Source organism: Pseudolysinimonas sp., assembly GCF_057350545.1.
In genome coordinates this window covers 1-16103 of the sequence record NZ_JBMRCP010000011.1, presented here as the reverse complement: position 1 = coordinate 16103, position 16103 = coordinate 1, and the positions used below count along the sequence as shown (strand labels likewise).

Sequence of the window (16103 nt, the reverse complement as noted above, 5' to 3'; positions counted from 1 at the left end):
GGAGCTCATCGCGTTGAGCTTCTGCTTGACGCTCTTCGCGCGCTGCTCCTGCCCCGGCATGATGAAGGTGCGTCCCACGTAGCGGTTCTTGTAGAACCCCTCGCGGTACTCGATGCCGAGCTTCTGCGCGACCTGCATGGCGGCCGGCCGCGACGAGTCGGGGATCGGCATGACGACGTCGATCGCCCCCGACGGCGTGTACCGCTCGATCGTGTCGGCGAGCCGGTCGCCGAGACGGAGGCGGGCTTCGTAGACCGAGATGCCGTTCATGATCGAGTCGGGCCGCGCGAGGTAGACGTACTCGAACGAGCACGGGATGAGCACGGGGTTCTTCGCGCACTGGCGGCTGAACATCTCGCCGTCGCGCGTGATGAAGATCGCCTCGCCCGGGGCGACGTCGCGCACGAGCTCGTAGCCGGCGGCCTCGAGCGCGAGCGACTCGCTCGCGACGATCCACTCGGTGCCGACCAGGCCGGTCACCTTCTTGCCGAGCACGAGCGGGCGGATGCCGAACGGGTCGCGCACGGCGAGCAGGCCGTGGCCGGCGATGAGGGCGATCGCGGCGTACGAGCCCTCGACGCGCTCGTGCAGGCGCTCGATCGCGTCGAACACCTGATCGGGGTCGAGCGAGGTGCCGCGCACCTGCTGCTGCAGCTCGTGGGCGAGCACGTTGACGAGCAGCTCGGTGTCGGAGTTGGTGTTGAGGTGCCGGCGGTCGACGTCGAACAGTTCGCGGGTGAGCTCCCGCGTGTTGGTGAGGTTGCCGTTGTGCACGAGCACGATGCCATAGGGCGCGTTCACGTAGAACGGCTGCGCCTCCTGCTCCTTGCTCGCGTCGCCGCGCGTCGCGTAGCGCACGTGCCCGAGGCCCATCGTGCCGAGGAGCCCGCGCATGTCGCGCGTGCGGTAGGCCTCGCGCACCTGGCCCTTCGCCTTGAACATGTGGAGGATCGAGCCCTCGGCGGTCGCGATGCCGGTCGAGTCCTGGCCGCGGTGCTGGAGGAGGCCGAGCGCGTCGTAGACCTGCTGGTTGACCGGGTTCGACGAGACGATGCCGACGATGCCGCACATGGGGCGAGGTGCTCCCGGGAGGTAAGACGCGAGGTACCGGGCAGGTACGTCTCAGTGTCCCACAGGTGTCCGGGAGGCGCCGGGGTCAGTCGCCCGAGTAGTCGCGTGCGCTCATCCGCTCGGGTTCGACGAGGTAGGCCGTCATCCCGTCGCGCTGGAAGTACGGCTCACCGGTGTACTTGACGGCGATCCGATCGACGATCTCCTGCGCGTCGGTGCCGGTCAGCCGCTGCACGACGCGGCCGCGCACCTCGGCCATGTCGAGCGGCTCGTCGGGGTCGGTGATCGACAGGGCGACGCGCGGATCGCGCTGCAGGTTGGCGTCTTTGCGCGAGTCCTGTTCCATGAAGATCGCGAGCCGGTCGCCCTCGACGCCGACCCACACGGGCACGGAGTACGGCGCACCGTCGGGCAGCAGGGTCGCGAGGTGGCACACCGCGGGGCGCTCGAAATGCGGCTTGACGTCGCTCCAAGAGGTCATGGGTCCATCTCACCCCTGATCGGTGAGAATTTGTTGCACCTTTCGGTTCAGTAACCTACGATGAACCGCATGGTTCAACAAGAGGTCCTGGATCGCACCTTCGCGGCCCTCTCCGATGCGACCCGACGCGGCGTGCTCGAGACGCTCGGGCGCGGGCCGGCCACCGTCGGCGAACTCGCCGAGGCGGCATCCATGACCGTCACCGGGATGGCGAAGCACGTGCACGTGCTCGAAGCGATCGGCCTCGTGTCGACCCGCAAGGTCGGGCGTTCTCGCGAGTGCACCCTCGGCACCGAGCGACTGGATGAGGCGATGGCCTGGATCTCGTTCTACCAGCGGCTGTGGGAGCGCAAGCTCGACGGCCTCGACCTCTACTTCACGCTCCAGAAGGGAACGAAAGATGACTGACGCCGCCACGCCCGAGACCCTCGAGCTCGTGCTCGAGCGGGTGCTGCCCGCGACGCCCGACGAGGTGTTCGACGCCTACACCGACGCCGAGAAGCAGAAGATCTGGTTCTCGATCCTCGACGAGCAGCCCGGCATCGTCGAGATCGAGGTCGACCTGCGGGTCGGCGGCGTGCAGACCGCCGTATGGGGGCCGTCGCCCGAGACGCTGTTCCGCGAGACGCAGACGTTCCTCGAGATCGACCGCCCGCGGCGACTCGTCACCTCGTCGACGGGGAGCGACCCGAGCGGGATGGAGATGACGACGCGCATCGAGATCGACTTCCTGCCGGAGGGCGACGCGTCGACGCGCATGGTCATCCGGCAGTCGGGCTTCCCGACGCCCGAGATGCGCGACTTCTTCGCGACGATGGTGCTCGTCGGCGCCCTCGACCGCATCGAGGCGTTCCTCACTCGCGCGCGCTGAGCCGCTCCAGGATCGGTTCGAGCGCGAGCACGTACGACGAGAGGTCGTCGCGCAGGAGCTCGTCGACCGCGATCGCGTTCTCGCCGATCCACCAGATGCCGGCGGTCGTGAGCGGCAGCACCTCGACGCGCAGCCGGAACGGGCGCGACCCCTCCGGCACCGGCGGGAGGCGGTCGCCGCGGACGAGCCGCTCGAGGCGGGAGACACCCGCCTGCTCGGAGACGACGTCGGCCCAGGTGCGGGCGTCGTCGAGGTGTGCCCGCAGCGCGCGGTCCCCGACCTCCGCGAACTGCGGCGGGGGCGGGACGCGGTCGTCGCGCGACTCCACGATGTCCATCCACCAGCCCTGCCACCACCAGTTGGTCGTCTCGTCGGCCGGGCCGGCATCCCTCAGCCCCGTTCCGAGCAGGCGGGGCAGGCCGGACGGATCGATCACGCCGAGCGCGTCGCGTACGTAGAGGCCGACGAGCACCTCGCGCGACGTTCCTTCCTCGACCTGGGATTCCTCGCGCACGCCCCCACGCTACGCCGCCGGTAGCCTGGACCCGTGGCCGCCACCTCTGCAGATCCGTACGCCGCCGCGGGAGTCGACACGCACGCGGGCGACCTCGCCGTCGAGTTGATGAAGTCGGCTGTCGGGCGCACCCAGGGTCCCGAGGTGCTCGGCGGCGTCGGCGGGTTCGCCGGACTGTTCGACGTCTCGGCGCTGCGTGACTACCGGAAGCCGCTGCTCGCGACGAGCACGGATGGGGTGGGCACCAAGATCGCGATCGCCCAGGCGCTCGACGTGCACGACACGATCGGTCAGGACCTCGTCGGCATGGTCGTCGACGACATCGTCGTGGTCGGCGCACGGCCGCTGTTCATGACCGACTACATCGCGTGCGGCAAGGTCGTGCCCGAGCGCATCGCCGCGATCGTCACCGGCATCGCGAACGCGTGCGCCGCCACCGGCACCGCCCTCGTCGGGGGAGAGACGGCCGAACATCCCGGACTCATCGCCGACGACGACTACGACGTCGCGGGCGCCGCGGTGGGCGCGGTCGAGGCGGATGCCGTGCTCGGCCCCGAGAAGGTGGCGCACGGCGACGTCGTCATCGCGATCGCGTCGAGCGGGCTGCACAGCAACGGGTTCTCGCTCGTGCGCCACATCCTGAGCGGCCGCGGCGTGACGGTCACCGACGACGCCCCCGAGTTCGGCGGCACGATCGGCACCGCGCTGCTCGAGCCGACACGGCTCTACACGTCGCCGCTGCTGCGCGTGATCGACGACCTGCCCGGTGCGGTGCACGCGCTCTCGCACGTCACGGGCGGGGGGATCGCGGCGAACCTCGCACGCGTGCTGCCGACGGGCTCGTGGGTCGAGGTCGACCGATCGACGTGGAGCCCGCAGCCGGTGTTCCGCATCCTCGCCGACTGGGGCGGACTCGACCTCGAGAGCACCGAAGGCACCTGGAACCTCGGCGTCGGGTTCCTCGCCGTCGTCGCCCAGGATGCCGCGAGCTCGATCACGCACGCTCTCACCGCCGCCGGTCTGCCGGCGTGGGTCGTCGGACGCGTCACCGTCGGCGCGCACGACCTCGAGGGGTTCACCCAAGGGGCGAAGGGCGTCGACGGCGGCGCGGTGCGCCTCGTCGGATCCTTCGCGGGCTAGGTCTCGACACGCGCCTGCGGCGCTACTCGACCACCGAGGATCCGCTCAGGCGGTCTTCGACTCCTGCTCGTCGCCTTCGAGTTCGTCGTCCTCAGTGATGTACTCGGACCACTTCTCGAGGTCTTCTTCGAGGCGGGGGTTCCCGCCGAGTTCCTCTTGCAGAGCACCGTAATTCGTGTCGGGACTGAAGTACTTCAGCTCCCGAGCCACCTTGGTGTGCTTCGCCTTCTGACGGCCGCGCCCCATGCGTGACCCCCTCGATCTCAGGTTGCGAAATGGGTGAAAAGACTAACGTGCACCCTACCACGGCGACCCCTGCCGACTTCCCGAGAGGCCCTGCCGGGACGGGTAACGTTGGGCGGGTGACCGGGCCGGATGTCGACACCTCGGTCGTGGTCGTGGGGGCAGGTCAGGCCGGCCTCTCGGTGGCGTTCTACCTCCGCCGACTCGGCCTCGACCCGGGGAACGAGTTCGTGCTGCTCGATCGCGGTCCGGGCACCGGCGGGGCGTGGCAGTTCCGCTGGGAGGCGCTGCGTCTCGGCTACGCCCACAAGGTGCACGACCTGCCCGGCATGGAGGAGCTCGGGGTGAGTTTCGACACCGCCGACAAGAGCCTCCCCGCGAAGGATGTCGTCGCCGACTACTACCGAGCCTACGAGGAGCACTACGGGCTCCAGGTGGTGCGCCCCGCGGAGGTCACCCGGGTCGAGATGACGGCCGACGGTTTCATCACGACCTTCGAGGGCCCGTACGGCGTGCGCGAGGTGTCGAGCCACGTGCTCGTCAACGCGACCGGCACGTGGGGCGCCCCGTTCGTCCCGTACTACCCCGGCATGAACGAGTTCCGCGGGCGGCACCTGCACACCTCCGAGTACCGCGACGCCGAGGAGTTCCGCGACCAGGACGTCGTCGTCGTCGGCGGCGGCACGAGCGCGATCGGGTTCCTCATGGAACTCGAAGAGGTCGCCAGGTCGCTGACGTGGGTCGCGCGACGACCGATCGAGTTCCTCGAAGGCGAGAATCTCAACATCGAGGGCGGCGTCTCCGCCGTCGCGCTGCAGGACGAGGCCGCGCGCATGGGGAGCGCCCTCCCGAGCATCGTGAGCACCACGGGCGTGCCGCGCAGCCGCCGCATCCAGGCCGCCATCGATCGCGGACTGCTGCTCGCGCGGCCGATGTTCGACCGTATCGAGGCGGGCGGCATCCGCTGGTCGAACGGCGCGACCCGTCCCGCCGACGCGATCATCTGGGCCACCGGGTTCCGGCCCGAGCTGCGCCACCTCGCCCCGCTCAAGCTGCGCGAGAAGTCGGGCGGCATCACGGTGGGTAAGAACGTCTCGTGGAAGAACCCCCGCCTGTTCTTCGCCGGCTACGGCCCGACGGCGTCGACGATCGGCGCCAACCGCGCGGGTCGAGCGATCGCGCGCCAGGTCGTCGCGACCCTCAGCACCCTCGCCGACGAGCGTCGCGGCCCGGTGCACGAGGAGGAACGCCCGACGGCGATCGCGGATACGGCCGAGGCGCGCTTCCTCTCCGACTGACCCGTTCAAGCGGAATCGCGCGCAGCGTCACCCGCGATCCGGCGCTCGGGAGGTCAGAACAGCAGCAGACCGAGCATCCAGCCCGCGGCGGCGGCGACGAGGCCGAGGGCGACATTGAGCGAGACGGAGGCGGCGGCCGCGCGGCGACGGCCGTCGACGAGGAGCTGCACCGTCTCGACCGACAGCGTGCTGAACGTCGTGAGACCACCGCAGAATCCGGTCGCCACGACGAGTGCCGCGTCGGTGTGGAGCGCCACGCCGGCGATGAGGGAACCTGCGACGTTGACGGCCAGCACGGGCCAGGGCCACGACGCGCGCGCGTCGGCCCGCCCGACGAGGTAGCGCAACACGGCGCCGACGGCACCGGCGGCGACCACGGCGAGGGCGAGCAGCGGGGTCATTCGTCCGGTCCGATCGCCGGGGTCGCGGTGCGCCCGCGGGCCCCCAGTCGGAGGCCGCCCGCGGCCGCCGCGAGACCGCCGGCGAGGGAGGCGGCAAGGTAGGCGATCGCAGAGCCGCCCGCCCCGACGGCGGTGAGTTCGACCACGGACACCGCGAGCGCCGAGAAGGTCGTGAACGACCCGAGCAGCCCAGCCCCGAGTCCCGCGCGCAGCCAGTCGGAGGCGACCGGCCAGACCCGCCCGACGAGGAACCCGAGAGCGAAGGCCCCCACGACGTTGACGATCAGCGTTCCGAGCGGGAAGACGTCGCCGCCGTGCGGGAGCAGCAGGTCGATGCCGAGCCGCAGCCCGGTGCCGACCAGGCCGCCCACGACGACGGCGACGAGCGCTCTCACTTCTTCTGCCTCGGAGCGGGGGAGCGCAACGGCTCGCGCTTCACCGGGCGCGACCGTACGGGCTCGCCTCGGCGGTCCTGACCCGGCAGCGGGCGCGACCGTCGACCGTAGACGAGGTCGGACGAGTCGAGCAGCCAGGGCACGAGCGTCACCGCGACGCCGTGCACGAGCATGAGCTTCGTGCGGATGCGGCCGGCCTTGTGGTTGTGCAGTATGCGCTCCCACCAGTGGCCGACGATGTACTCCGGCAGATAGACGGTGATGACCTCCGATCCGTGCTTGGCGCGCCGAGCCTTGAGGTACTTGATGAGCGGTGCGCTGATGTCGCGGTAGGGCGACTCGAGGATGTGCAGCGGCACCTTGATGTTCTGCGACGCCCACTCGAGGTCGAGCCGGTCGGCCGCGGCGTCGTCGATGGCGACGTGCACGGCCTCGATCGAGCGGTGCCGGGCTGCGATCGCATAGTCGAGCGCCTTGAGCACGGGCTTCTGCATCCGCCCGACGAGCACGACGGCATGGTCTCCCGTCGCCCCGAACGTCGTCGTCGCGTCGACGGCGATCTCGGTGTCGACATCCCGGTAGTAGCGGTTCACCCCGAGCATGAGGACCCACAGGATCGGCATGACGACGAACACGATCCAGGCACCGTGCGTGAACTTCGTGATCGTCACGATGATCAGCACGCTCGCCGTCATCGTCACGCCGACGAGGTTGATCGCGAGCCGGGGGAGGACCGAGCGTCGTGACTCGGCGCCCGTGCGCAGCAGGCGGATCCAGTGCTTCACCATGCCCGACTGGCCGAGGGTGAACGAGACGAAGACCCCGATGATGTACAGCTGGATGAGCGTCGTCAGGTTCGCTTGGAACACCACGAGGATGACGATCGCCGTGACGCCGAGGGCGAGCACGCCGTTGCTGAAGATCAGCCGATCGCCACGGGTCGAGAGTGCCTTCGGGGCGTACTTGTCCGCGGCGATGACCGAGCCGAGCAGCGGGAACCCGTTGAACGCGGTGTTCGCCGCGAGCAGGAGCACGAGCGCCGTCGCGGCCTGGATGACGTAGAACCAGATCGTGAAGTCGCCGAGCGTCGCGGCGGCGAGTTGGGCGATGAGGCTGCGCTGCGGCTCCGTCGAGCACACGGCGGCCGCCGAGTTCGCGGCCTCGGTGCAGTCGAGGTAGTGCACGCCCGAGATGAGGCCCATCGCGACCAGGCCCGAGAACAGGGTGATGGCGATGAGGCCCATCGCGACCAGCGTGAGCTGTGCGTTGCGCACCTTCGGCGTGCGGAATGCGGGGACGCCGTTCGAGATCGCCTCGACGCCCGTGAGCGCCGCGCATCCGCTCGCGAACGCGCGCAGGATGAGCAGCACGAACGCCGCCTGGGTGAGGTCGTGGCCCTCCACGGCGAGACCGGCGCTCTCCGCGGTCGGCGGGTCTCCGAGCAGGGTTCGGGTGATGCCGACGGCCACCATGATCGCGATCGACCCGATGAACAGATAGGTCGGGATGGCGAACGCCCGACTCGCCTCGCGCACGCCGCGGAGGTTGATCGCGGCGAGGACGACGACGAACCCGACCGCGAGCACGACGCGGAACGGCGCGAGCTCCGGGATCGCCGAGATGATGTTGTCGACCCCGGAGGCGATCGACACCGCGACGGTCATCACGTAGTCGACGAGCAGCGCCGCCGCGACGACGAGGCCGGCCTTCTCGCCGAGGTTCTTGCGCGCCACCTCGTAGTCGCCTCCACCCGACGGGTACGCGCGGATCAGCTGTCGATAGGACAGCACCACGACGAGCAGCAGGATGACGACGCCGAGAGCGACCCACGGGCCGAAGGCGAGGAACCCGAGACCCCCGATCGCGAGGATCATGAGCAGCTCCTGCGGCGCGTACGCCACCGAGGAGAGCGGGTCGCTCGCGAAGATCGGCAGCGCCAGGTGCTTCGGCAGGAGTTGGCCCTCGAGTTTGTCGGAGGGCAGCGGCTCGCCGATCAGCAGGCGCTTGGCGAGACGGCTTTCGGGTGCGGCGTTCCGCCGCGGATCAGGAGGCTCCTGTTCGGACACGAGGGGAGACGTTACTCCTATGATCGTGCGGTGACGAGAGCGCGACGTCGGCGGTGGCCGTGGGTGGCCGGAGCGCTGCTCGCCGTGCTCCTCGGCGTCACGGCGATCGTCGTGGTGCCGATCCTCACGCACGTCGACCAGGGTTCCGCGAATCAGGACGAGCTCGGCGAGGAGTGGCCGCTCGAGGCCACAGCGACGGGCGATGACGGGCGGGAGCGCGAGCTCGTCATCCACTCGGTCGAGCCCGGCGGCACGGTCGACACCTCGGCGCTCGTGCCGGGCGACAGGTTCGTCGTGAGCGGCACGGGATACGACCCCGCCCGCGGCATCTACGTCGCCATCTGCGCGATCCCCGACGACCCCTCGATCAAGCCCGGGCCGTGCCTCGGCGGTGTGCCGTCGCAGGAGTCGAGCGAGGTCGCCGAGGGCACCATCCAGTTCGCGCCGAGCAACTGGATCAACGACGACTGGGCGTGGAAGCTGTTCGGTGCGCGGTCCTACGACGACCGCGACACGGGCACCTTCACGGCGTACCTCGAGGTGCCGGCGACCTCCAACGACAACGTCGACTGCCGGGAGGTCCCGTGCGGCCTCTACACGCGCAACGACCACACGGCGTCGGGCGACCGTGTGCAAGACCTCTACGTGCCGCTGGGTTTCGCCGGCTGACTAGCCCGCCGGCGGTTCGTAACCCGGGATGGGGTCGCGCGGACCGAGCAGCCCGAGTTCGTCGCACAGCTCGTCGGCGGCGCGACCGCGCTCGTTCGGGAACACGCCGAGGCGGAGGTCGGGGAGGCGGCAGACGACGGGCTCGGCCGGCTGCGGGACGTTCTTCAGGTCGCGCGCGATCACGCAGAGGTCGAGCGCCCAGGTGATCTGCTCCGAGACGGCGGTCGGCGGCTCCAGGTCGACCGGATAGCTGATGCCGTGCCACGTGGCGGCGAGGTCGTCGGCGGTGTAGCAGACGAAACTCTCCTTCGACGACTCGGGCAGCGTCGCGAGGATCACCCCGCCCGTCACGAGCGACGCCACAGCGAGGAGGCTCACTCCCACCGCGACGCGTCGGCGCACGCGTGTGCGCTTCCGGCGCGCGAGGATGCCGTCGGCGATCTTCGCGCGCATCCGCGCGATCTGAGCGGGCGAGGGCCCGTGGTCGGGAGTGGTCATCGCCCCTCCCTCGCGGGTCCGAGCGCGACGCGGAGCGCTGCTCGCAAGCGGGAGAGGCGGTTGCGGATCGCGCCGTGCGACACGCCCATCTGCAGCGACGCCTCCTGGTAGGTGAGCCCATCCTCGATGCAGAGCAGGTAGACGGTGTAGTCCTCGTCGGAGAGCTGCGCGAGGGCGTCGTCGATCGCGTCGCGGAGCGCGCGATGCCGCACGCGGTCTTCGACCGACATCGGGTCGGCCGGCAGCGCGACGAGCCCGTCGACATGCGTGCGTGCCCGATGACGTGCGGCGGCACGCCGACGGTTGAGGCAGTGGTAGCGGGATGTCGTCAGCAGCCACGGCAGCAGCGAGCGGTCGACGATCCGCACCGTCGCGATCTTCGACCACAGGGTCACGAAGACGTCCTGCGCGACCTCCTCGGCGTCGCGTCGAGAGCCCATGAGCGAGTATGCGTGCCGGTAGACGATCGAGACGTGACGCTCGTAGAGAGCGTCGAACGCCGCGACCTCGCCGTTCGCGGCGGCGGCGAGGTCGATGCGGTCGTCGATGAAGTGCGGTGAGGCGTCGACGTGCCGCGGCTCGTCGGGGTCGGCCCCCGGAGCCCGCGCTTCGCCGCCGCTCTCCATAGTCAAGTAGTGTCCCCTGTCCCCCGTTCGTCTCGGGCATTGACCCCTTGCCCCACGCGACCCGGCACGAGAGGGTGAGCGCACGATCCTCCGCTGGGGACGATCGTGGGAACAGGAGATGACGTGAACAGGATCTTCGATCACCGGCGAGGCGCAGCCATCGCCGTCGTCGCCGTCGCGCTCGTGCTGGGCGCGGCGGCCCCCGTACAGGCCGAGGAGGCCGACACGCACTGCATCATGCTGGTCGACGACGGCACGACGGTGTGCGCCGCGACCCTCGAGGAGGCCGACGCGGACTTCGCCGCGGCGACGGGCTCTACGCGCGTCACCGACGAGGCGGCTCGCGGCGCGTTCGTCGTGTATTCGCTCGTCTCGCTGTACCCGAACAACGGCTACGGCGGCTCGAGCTACACCATCACGCGATCGTTCCCGTGCGACGGGTCGACCGTCGCCGGTATCTCCGACCTCGCGGCGGTCGGCATGAACAACGTGATCAGCTCGTTCCAGACCTACGGATCGTGCCAGGCGCGCCTCTACGACGGGACGGGCTACTCCGGCAGCACCTACGGATACACGACGTCGTCGACGAGCGTCGGTGCACTCAACGACCTCGCGAGCTCGGTGCGCGTGCGGTGAGTGTGGACGACCGGGCGGCGCAGGGTCGACCGCCCGGTCGTCAGCCTCGCAACTGAGCGACGAGGCTGCGACGCACGTCACCGAGCCCCTCGAGGAGGCCGTGCACGGTCTCCGGCGTGAGCCCGCCATCGGCGACCGCCACCCGGAGTTCCTCGCGCACGTCGGCGCGGAAGTCCGTGAGGGCGGCCTCCGCCTCGTGGAGCAGTGCCCGCTGCGCCGCGCGGGGGTCGTTCGCCGCACTCGCGGCGCGGGCGGCATCCCTCGCGGAGTCCCGAGTCTCGGTGCGCGCCTCGCGCGCGGCGGCCGCAAGGTCGGCCTTGAGCGTGCGCATCGCGTCGTTGACCGACGCCCGCACCTCGTCGGCGAGGCGGCGCACCGAGTCGCTGAACTCGCTCTCGATGCCTTCGAGCTCCGGTTCGCGTGCCTCGAGTTCCGCCCGTCCGGCATCCGTGATCGTGTAGACCGTCTTGCGGCCGTCGGCGGTCTTGGTGACGAGCCCCTCCTCCTCGAGCTTGCCGAGGCGGGGGTAGATCGTGCCGGCGCTCGGGGCATAGGTGCCGCCCGACTGATCGGTGAGTGCCTGGATGATCTCGTAGCCGTGCATCGGCCGCTCGACCAGGAGACGCAGCAGGTACAGCCGGAGGTGTCCGTGCGCGAAGACCGCGGGGCTCACGAGGTCGCCGTGTCGGCGGCCGGCGTATCGGTCGTCGTGCGTGCGGCGTGCAGCACGCTGACATCCCCGCTCACCGTGTTGACGCGGAAGTCGGTCCAGCGACCTTCGAGCACACCGTGCTTGCCGGTGAACTTGCCGCGCACCCCGCGGATCGACGAGTCGTCGAGCTGCAGCTTGCCGCTCACGGTCGAGATCGCGTAGGCGGCCGCGACGCCGGGCTCGAACCGCGCGGTGACGTTGCCGCTCACGGTGTTCACCTTCACGACGTCGGGGACCTCGAGCAGGTCGAGGAAGACGTCGCCGCTGACCCCGTCGCTCGTGAAGGAGATGACGGTGCCGGTCGCGGTGATGTCGCCGCTCACGGTGTGGGCCGTGATCTTGCCGTAGTGGTTGCGGGCGGTGAGCTCGCCGCTCACCGAGTTGAGGCGGAGGTCGCCCGCGATCCCGTCGGTCGTGAGATCGCCGCTCACCGTGCTGAGGTCGGCCTCCTCCTGGAGTCCGCTCACGAGGGCGGTCGCGCTGACGACGCCGAGCTTGAGGAAGACGTCGCGCGGCACGAGCACGCTCACGTCGGCGCGGGCGGCGCCGGGACGGAAGTTGCGGAACACGTCGAGCCAGTTCTCCCAGGAGAGCTGCGCGTGGTCGATCTCGAGCCGGTCGCCGTCGGCCGTGATGCGGATGTCCTTGCCGCTCACGCTGTGCACCTCGATGCGCACGACCGGTTCGTCGTGCGCGAGGACGTCCACGTGTCCGGCCACGAGTCCGACCCGCAGCGAGCGGATGCCGTCGACCTCGATCGTCTTGGGCCCGTCGACGAGCCACTTCTGCTGGCCCATGGGGGCCTCCTTTCTCGCGATATATCGCGTGTTCGAGAGTCACGATATATCGCGTCTCGGGAACGCGCAAGCATCGCGGTGAGAATCTTCTTGACCTTGACGCTGCGTCAACTTCTATCGTCGAAGGCATGGAGTGGAGCATCCAGGAGATCGCCAAGTTGGCCGGCACCACGAGCCGCACGTTGCGTCACTACGACGACACGGGGCTCGTACCGCCGACCCGTACCGGGGCCAACGGGTACCGGTACTACGACGCCGACGCCCTCGTGCGGCTGCAGCGCGTGCTGCTGCTGCGCGACCTCGGGCTCGGCATCCCGGCGATCGCCGAGGTGCTCGACGGGCAGCGCGACGACGTGCACGCCCTGACCCTCCACCTGACGTGGCTCCGCGAGGAGCAGCGTCGACTCGACCGGCAGATCGCCAGCGTCGAGGGCACCATCGACACCCTGAGAGGAGGTGAGCAACCCATGGCAGAGAACATGTTCGACGGCTTCGACCACACGCAGTACAAGGATGAGGTCGAGCAGCGCTGGGGCAAGGACGCGTACGCGCAGTCCGACGCCTGGTGGCGCGGCCTCGACGCCGACGGCAAGAAGGCGTTCCAGGATGCGGCGGCCGAGCTGATCTTCGCGTGGATCGAGGCGGCCGAGAGCGGCGTCGATCCGGCGAGCGACGAGGCGCAGGCGGTCGCACGGCGACAGTACGCGTGGCTCGGCAGCATCCCCGGCACGCCCGGCAGTGACGGCGCCGGCCCGACGAAGGAGTACTTCGTCGGCCTCGCCGACATGTACGTCGCCGACCCGCGGTTCGCGAAGAACTACGGCGGCGGCGAAGGTGCGACGTTCGTGCGCGACGCGATGCGCGTCTACGCCGACCGCAACCTGTAGAGGGATGGAGCGTTAGTTGCACAAAGCTTCGGGAGAACGGAGCAATGTGCAACTAACGCGACATTCTTCTCGTCAGTCGAGCGTCGGGATGCGGCCGTAGCCGTCGGTGGCGACGGCGTGGAGCGTCGCGACGATCGACCAGGCGGCGATCGCGACGAGGGAGATCATCAGGGCGATCATGCGGGAACCTCCTTCCCGGGCTCGGGGAGGATGGCGCGTGGCGCCGGCTCGGGCACCCGGAGCAGCGGAAGGGTCACGTTCACCATCGGGCCGATGAGCAGGGCGAAGGCGAGCGTGCCGATGCCGACCTGGCCGCCGAGGAGCCACCCGATCGTCAGCACCGTCACCTCGATGCCGGTGCGCACGATCCAGATCGGCCAGCCGAAGCGGGCGTGGATGCCGGTCATGAGTCCGTCGCGCGGGCCCGGCCCGAGGCGCGCCCCGACGTAGAGCCCCGTCGCGAGCGCGAGCAGCATGAGGCCCGCGGTGAACACGAGCGCCTGCATCCACCACACCGTCTGCTGCGGCATGAGCCACAGCCCGAGCTCGGCGGACGGGCCGATGACGAGGATGTTGAGCACCGTGCCGATGCCGGGCCGCTGCCGGATCGGGATCCAGAGCAGCAGCACGACGGCGCCGAGGATGACGATGACCACCCCGATCGGCAGCCCGGTGAGCTTCGAGACGCCCTGGTTGAGCACGTCCCAGGGTGAGACGCCGATCCCGGCGCGCAGCATGAACCCGATCGCCACCCCGTAGGCCACGAGCCCCACGGCGAGCTGGACCCCGCGTCGGGTCCAGAGGAGGGCGGAGGAAGGGGCCGGTTGCTGCACGGTGGCCACTCAACCGTCGAATTGGACCCTGAGCAAGGTGCCAATTCTGCTACCGTGGCCGGATGGCATCCCTCTCGGCCCGCGCGCTCGCCGCGCTCATCGTCGGCTGGCGCGACCTCGCCCAGAGCCCCGCCTACGTCGCACTCGCCGACCGCGTGCGGCTGCTCATCCTCGACGGGCGCATCGCCCTCGGCACGCGCCTCCCCGCTGAGCGCGAACTCGCCGCACAGCTCGGCCTGAGCCGCACGACGGTGTCGGCCGCCTACGCCGACCTCCGCGAGAGCGGCTACCTCGACAGCCTCCGCGGTTCCGGCAGCGTCGCGCGCCTGCCCGCCCGGGGCGGCGTCGTGCCCGACGTGTTCGTCACCGACCAGCTCGACTTCAGCAAGGCCGTGCTGCCCGCGCATCCCGCGGTCGCCGACGCCGCCCAGCGTGCCGCCGCGGCCCTGCCGTCGTTCCTCGACGAGTCGGGCTTCGACGCCATGGGCCTGCGCGTCGCGCGACAGGCGATCGCCGATCGGTTCGCGGCTCGCGGACTGCCGACAGACCCCGACGAGGTGCTCATCACGGTCGGCGCGCAGCACGCGATCGGTCTGCTCGCCGGCACGATCCTGTCGCGCGGCGACCGCGCGGTCATCGAGTCGCCGAGCTACCCGCACGCCGTCGAAGCCCTCCGCGGCGCGGGTGCCCGCGTCGTCGCCGTGCCGGTCACCCCCGACGACGGCTGGGACGAGTCGGCGCTCGAGCAGGCGTTCCAGCGCACGAGCCCCGTGCTCGCCTACCTGATGCCCGACAACCACAACCCGACGGGCGCGTCGATGCCGCACGCGCAGCGCGAGCGTCTCGTCGCGCTCGCCGCCCAGCAGGGCACGACCCTCGTGATCGACGAGACCATCGGGGGCCTCGAACTCGACGGGCAGGCACCGACGCCGCCCTTCGCGACCCTCGGCCGCGCCGTCATGCTCGGGTCGCTCGGCAAGTCGGTGTGGGGCGGCCTGCGCATCGGCTGGATCCGGGCCGACCGGGAACTCATCCAGCGGGTGGCCCGTCACCGCTTCATGACCGACCTCGGCACGCCGATCCTCGACCAGCTCATCCTCGTCGAGCTCATGGGCGAGCTCGACCGCATCCTCGACGACCGCCGCGGCTACCTGCGCGCCAGCCGCGATCACCTCGCGCGTCGGCTCGCCGAGCTCCTGCCGGAGTGGCGGATGCCGCCCGTCTCCGGCGGGATCGCCGCGTGGGTCAACATCGGGCTGCCGATCTCGTCGCAACTCGTGCTCGCCGCGCGCAACGAGGGGCTCGTGATCGCCGCCGGATCGCGCTTCGGCGTCGAGGGGCTCTTCGAGCGCTTCCTCCGCATCCCGTTCACCTATCCGCCCGAGGTCATCGACCGGGGAGTCACGGCGCTCGCCGCGGCCTGGCACACGGTGACCCGCACGCCGATGACCCTCACCGGCGAGGAGTACGCGCAGGTCGTCTGACGCCCGAGGTCAGAGCGTCGAGAAGCGCCGCACCGCGGCCGGCATCGAGTGCGCCGCCCCACGCTCCCAGGCTTCCCGCCAGGCGGCATCGGTGAGCGCGACCTTGACGGCGTCGTAGTGCCGCGCCACGAACGCGGGGTCCGCGTGCTGCGGTGAGAAGCCGAAGCGCCGGCCGAGGTTCTCGCCGATGCCGAAGAATTCAGCCGCTTCCGTGTGCCGCTCGAGCTGCGCGAGCGCGGCAGCCGCCGTGAAGAACGAGCTCACCGCCATCGGCCAATCCTCGCTCTCGACCGCCGAGACGAGCCCGGTGCGGATGATCGGCAAGGCATCCTTCGCGCGACGCACCTCGATGAGCGACTTCGCGCTCACGTAGCACGACGACTTGAGCGCGAACGTGTTGCCGGTCGTCATCGCCGTGCGGTAACCGTCGGCGAGGAAGTCGAGCACCTGGGCGTGACGCCCGAGCGCCCGCAGCGCCTCG

At 70.3% G+C, this 16103-nt stretch carries 21 protein-coding genes; 8 read left to right on the top strand and 13 right to left on the bottom strand.

The window, feature by feature from the left end; genetic code table 11:
- Both purF and ACO1X9_RS01415 read right to left on the bottom strand, forming a co-directional pair.
- Positions 1-1071 (bottom strand): amidophosphoribosyltransferase (gene purF / locus ACO1X9_RS01420; RefSeq protein WP_486349048.1); only part of this gene is annotated, 1071 nt, incomplete at its 3' end.
- Between the two features lie 85 nt (positions 1072-1156).
- On the bottom strand, positions 1157-1552 hold the full coding sequence (locus tag ACO1X9_RS01415) for a TIGR03618 family F420-dependent PPOX class oxidoreductase (RefSeq protein ID WP_486349047.1): 396 nt from the start codon (positions 1550-1552) through the stop codon (positions 1157-1159).
- Positions 1553-1621: 69 nt separating this feature from the next.
- Here ACO1X9_RS01415 and ACO1X9_RS01410 point away from each other — a divergent pair, with 69 nt between their 5' ends.
- Entirely contained in the window at positions 1622-1960 is a 339-nt protein-coding gene (locus tag ACO1X9_RS01410) for an ArsR/SmtB family transcription factor (RefSeq protein ID WP_486349046.1), read from the top strand.
- Complete coding sequence (locus ACO1X9_RS01405; RefSeq protein WP_486349045.1) at positions 1953-2423, top strand: SRPBCC family protein; 471 nt, start codon at positions 1953-1955, stop codon at positions 2421-2423. Before ACO1X9_RS01410 ends, ACO1X9_RS01405 begins: the two co-directional genes overlap by 8 nt.
- On the opposite strand, the gene ACO1X9_RS01400 is transcribed toward ACO1X9_RS01405, so the two are convergent.
- Positions 2407-2937 (bottom strand): hypothetical protein, encoded by a 531-nt coding sequence (locus ACO1X9_RS01400; RefSeq protein WP_486349044.1) that lies wholly within the window; start codon positions 2935-2937, stop codon positions 2407-2409. The genes ACO1X9_RS01405 and ACO1X9_RS01400 overlap by 17 nt on opposite strands.
- Positions 2938-2970: 33 nt before the next feature.
- On the opposite strand from ACO1X9_RS01400, the gene purM reads away from it, so the two are divergent.
- Entirely contained in the window at positions 2971-4077 is a 1107-nt protein-coding gene (gene purM, locus ACO1X9_RS01395) for a phosphoribosylformylglycinamidine cyclo-ligase (RefSeq protein WP_486349043.1), read from the top strand.
- Between the two features lie 45 nt (positions 4078-4122).
- Here the strand turns inward: purM and ACO1X9_RS01390 are convergent, their stop codons facing one another.
- Positions 4123-4323, bottom strand: coding sequence for a DUF3073 domain-containing protein (locus tag ACO1X9_RS01390; RefSeq protein ID WP_486349042.1), 201 nt, complete (start codon positions 4321-4323; stop codon positions 4123-4125).
- A gap of 116 nt (positions 4324-4439) precedes the next feature.
- On the opposite strand from ACO1X9_RS01390, the gene ACO1X9_RS01385 reads away from it, so the two are divergent.
- The gene (locus tag ACO1X9_RS01385; protein ID WP_486349041.1) at positions 4440-5618 is read left to right on the top strand and encodes an NAD(P)-binding domain-containing protein; all 1179 of its coding nucleotides are present in this window, start codon (positions 4440-4442) and stop codon (positions 5616-5618) included.
- Positions 5619-5671: 53 nt separating this feature from the next.
- Here ACO1X9_RS01385 and ACO1X9_RS01380 read toward each other — a convergent pair whose 3' ends face one another.
- From ACO1X9_RS01380 to ACO1X9_RS01370, 3 genes are read right to left on the bottom strand one after another with little or no spacing between them, the layout of a single operon-like run.
- On the bottom strand, positions 5672-6019 hold the full coding sequence (locus ACO1X9_RS01380; RefSeq protein WP_486349040.1) for a fluoride efflux transporter FluC: 348 nt from the start codon (positions 6017-6019) through the stop codon (positions 5672-5674).
- The gene (locus ACO1X9_RS01375) at positions 6016-6414 is read right to left on the bottom strand and encodes a fluoride efflux transporter FluC (RefSeq protein WP_486349039.1); all 399 of its coding nucleotides are present in this window, start codon (positions 6412-6414) and stop codon (positions 6016-6018) included. The genes ACO1X9_RS01380 and ACO1X9_RS01375 overlap by 4 nt, the downstream gene beginning before the upstream one ends.
- Positions 6411-8480 carry an APC family permease gene (locus tag ACO1X9_RS01370; protein ID WP_486349038.1) on the bottom strand — a complete coding sequence of 690 codons (2070 nt, stop codon included), beginning with the start codon at positions 8478-8480 and terminating at the stop codon, positions 6411-6413. The genes ACO1X9_RS01375 and ACO1X9_RS01370 overlap by 4 nt, the downstream gene beginning before the upstream one ends.
- Positions 8481-8510: 30 nt before the next feature.
- On the opposite strand from ACO1X9_RS01370, the gene ACO1X9_RS01365 reads away from it, so the two are divergent.
- The gene (locus ACO1X9_RS01365; protein WP_486349037.1) at positions 8511-9149 is read left to right on the top strand and encodes a hypothetical protein; all 639 of its coding nucleotides are present in this window, start codon (positions 8511-8513) and stop codon (positions 9147-9149) included.
- Here the strand turns inward: ACO1X9_RS01365 and ACO1X9_RS01360 are convergent, their stop codons facing one another.
- Both ACO1X9_RS01360 and ACO1X9_RS01355 read right to left on the bottom strand, forming a co-directional pair.
- Positions 9150-9647 carry a hypothetical protein gene (locus ACO1X9_RS01360; RefSeq protein ID WP_486349036.1) on the bottom strand — a complete coding sequence of 166 codons (498 nt, stop codon included), beginning with the start codon at positions 9645-9647 and terminating at the stop codon, positions 9150-9152.
- On the bottom strand, positions 9644-10273 hold the full coding sequence (locus tag ACO1X9_RS01355; RefSeq protein WP_486349049.1) for an RNA polymerase sigma factor: 630 nt from the start codon (positions 10271-10273) through the stop codon (positions 9644-9646). The genes ACO1X9_RS01360 and ACO1X9_RS01355 overlap by 4 nt, the downstream gene beginning before the upstream one ends.
- Positions 10274-10396: 123 nt before the next feature.
- On the opposite strand from ACO1X9_RS01355, the gene ACO1X9_RS01350 reads away from it, so the two are divergent.
- A complete protein-coding gene (locus tag ACO1X9_RS01350; protein WP_486349035.1) occupies positions 10397-10909 on the top strand; it encodes a hypothetical protein in 513 nt (170 codons plus the stop codon).
- Positions 10910-10949: 40 nt separating this feature from the next.
- Here the strand turns inward: ACO1X9_RS01350 and ACO1X9_RS01345 are convergent, their stop codons facing one another.
- Together ACO1X9_RS01345 and ACO1X9_RS01340 are read right to left on the bottom strand one after the other, a co-directional pair.
- On the bottom strand, positions 10950-11582 hold the full coding sequence (locus ACO1X9_RS01345) for a PadR family transcriptional regulator (RefSeq protein WP_486349034.1): 633 nt from the start codon (positions 11580-11582) through the stop codon (positions 10950-10952).
- Positions 11579-12418, bottom strand: a complete 840-nt coding sequence (locus ACO1X9_RS01340; RefSeq protein WP_486349033.1) for a DUF4097 family beta strand repeat-containing protein — start codon at positions 12416-12418, stop codon at positions 11579-11581. The genes ACO1X9_RS01345 and ACO1X9_RS01340 overlap by 4 nt, the downstream gene beginning before the upstream one ends.
- Before the next feature lie 128 nt (positions 12419-12546).
- Between ACO1X9_RS01340 and ACO1X9_RS01335 the strand changes: the two genes are divergently transcribed.
- Entirely contained in the window at positions 12547-13305 is a 759-nt protein-coding gene (locus tag ACO1X9_RS01335) for a MerR family transcriptional regulator (protein ID WP_486349032.1), read from the top strand.
- 176 nt (positions 13306-13481) lie between these two features.
- Here ACO1X9_RS01335 and yczE read toward each other — a convergent pair whose 3' ends face one another.
- Positions 13482-14138, bottom strand: coding sequence for a membrane protein YczE (gene yczE, locus ACO1X9_RS01330; protein WP_486349031.1), 657 nt, complete (start codon positions 14136-14138; stop codon positions 13482-13484).
- Between the two features lie 62 nt (positions 14139-14200).
- Between yczE and yczR the strand changes: the two genes are divergently transcribed.
- On the top strand, positions 14201-15622 hold the full coding sequence (gene yczR / locus ACO1X9_RS01325) for a MocR-like transcription factor YczR (RefSeq protein ID WP_486349030.1): 1422 nt from the start codon (positions 14201-14203) through the stop codon (positions 15620-15622).
- A gap of 9 nt (positions 15623-15631) precedes the next feature.
- Here yczR and ACO1X9_RS01320 read toward each other — a convergent pair.
- Positions 15632-16103, bottom strand: a 472-nt coding sequence (locus tag ACO1X9_RS01320; RefSeq protein WP_486349029.1) for a hypothetical protein, incomplete at its 5' end; no start/stop codon positions are given.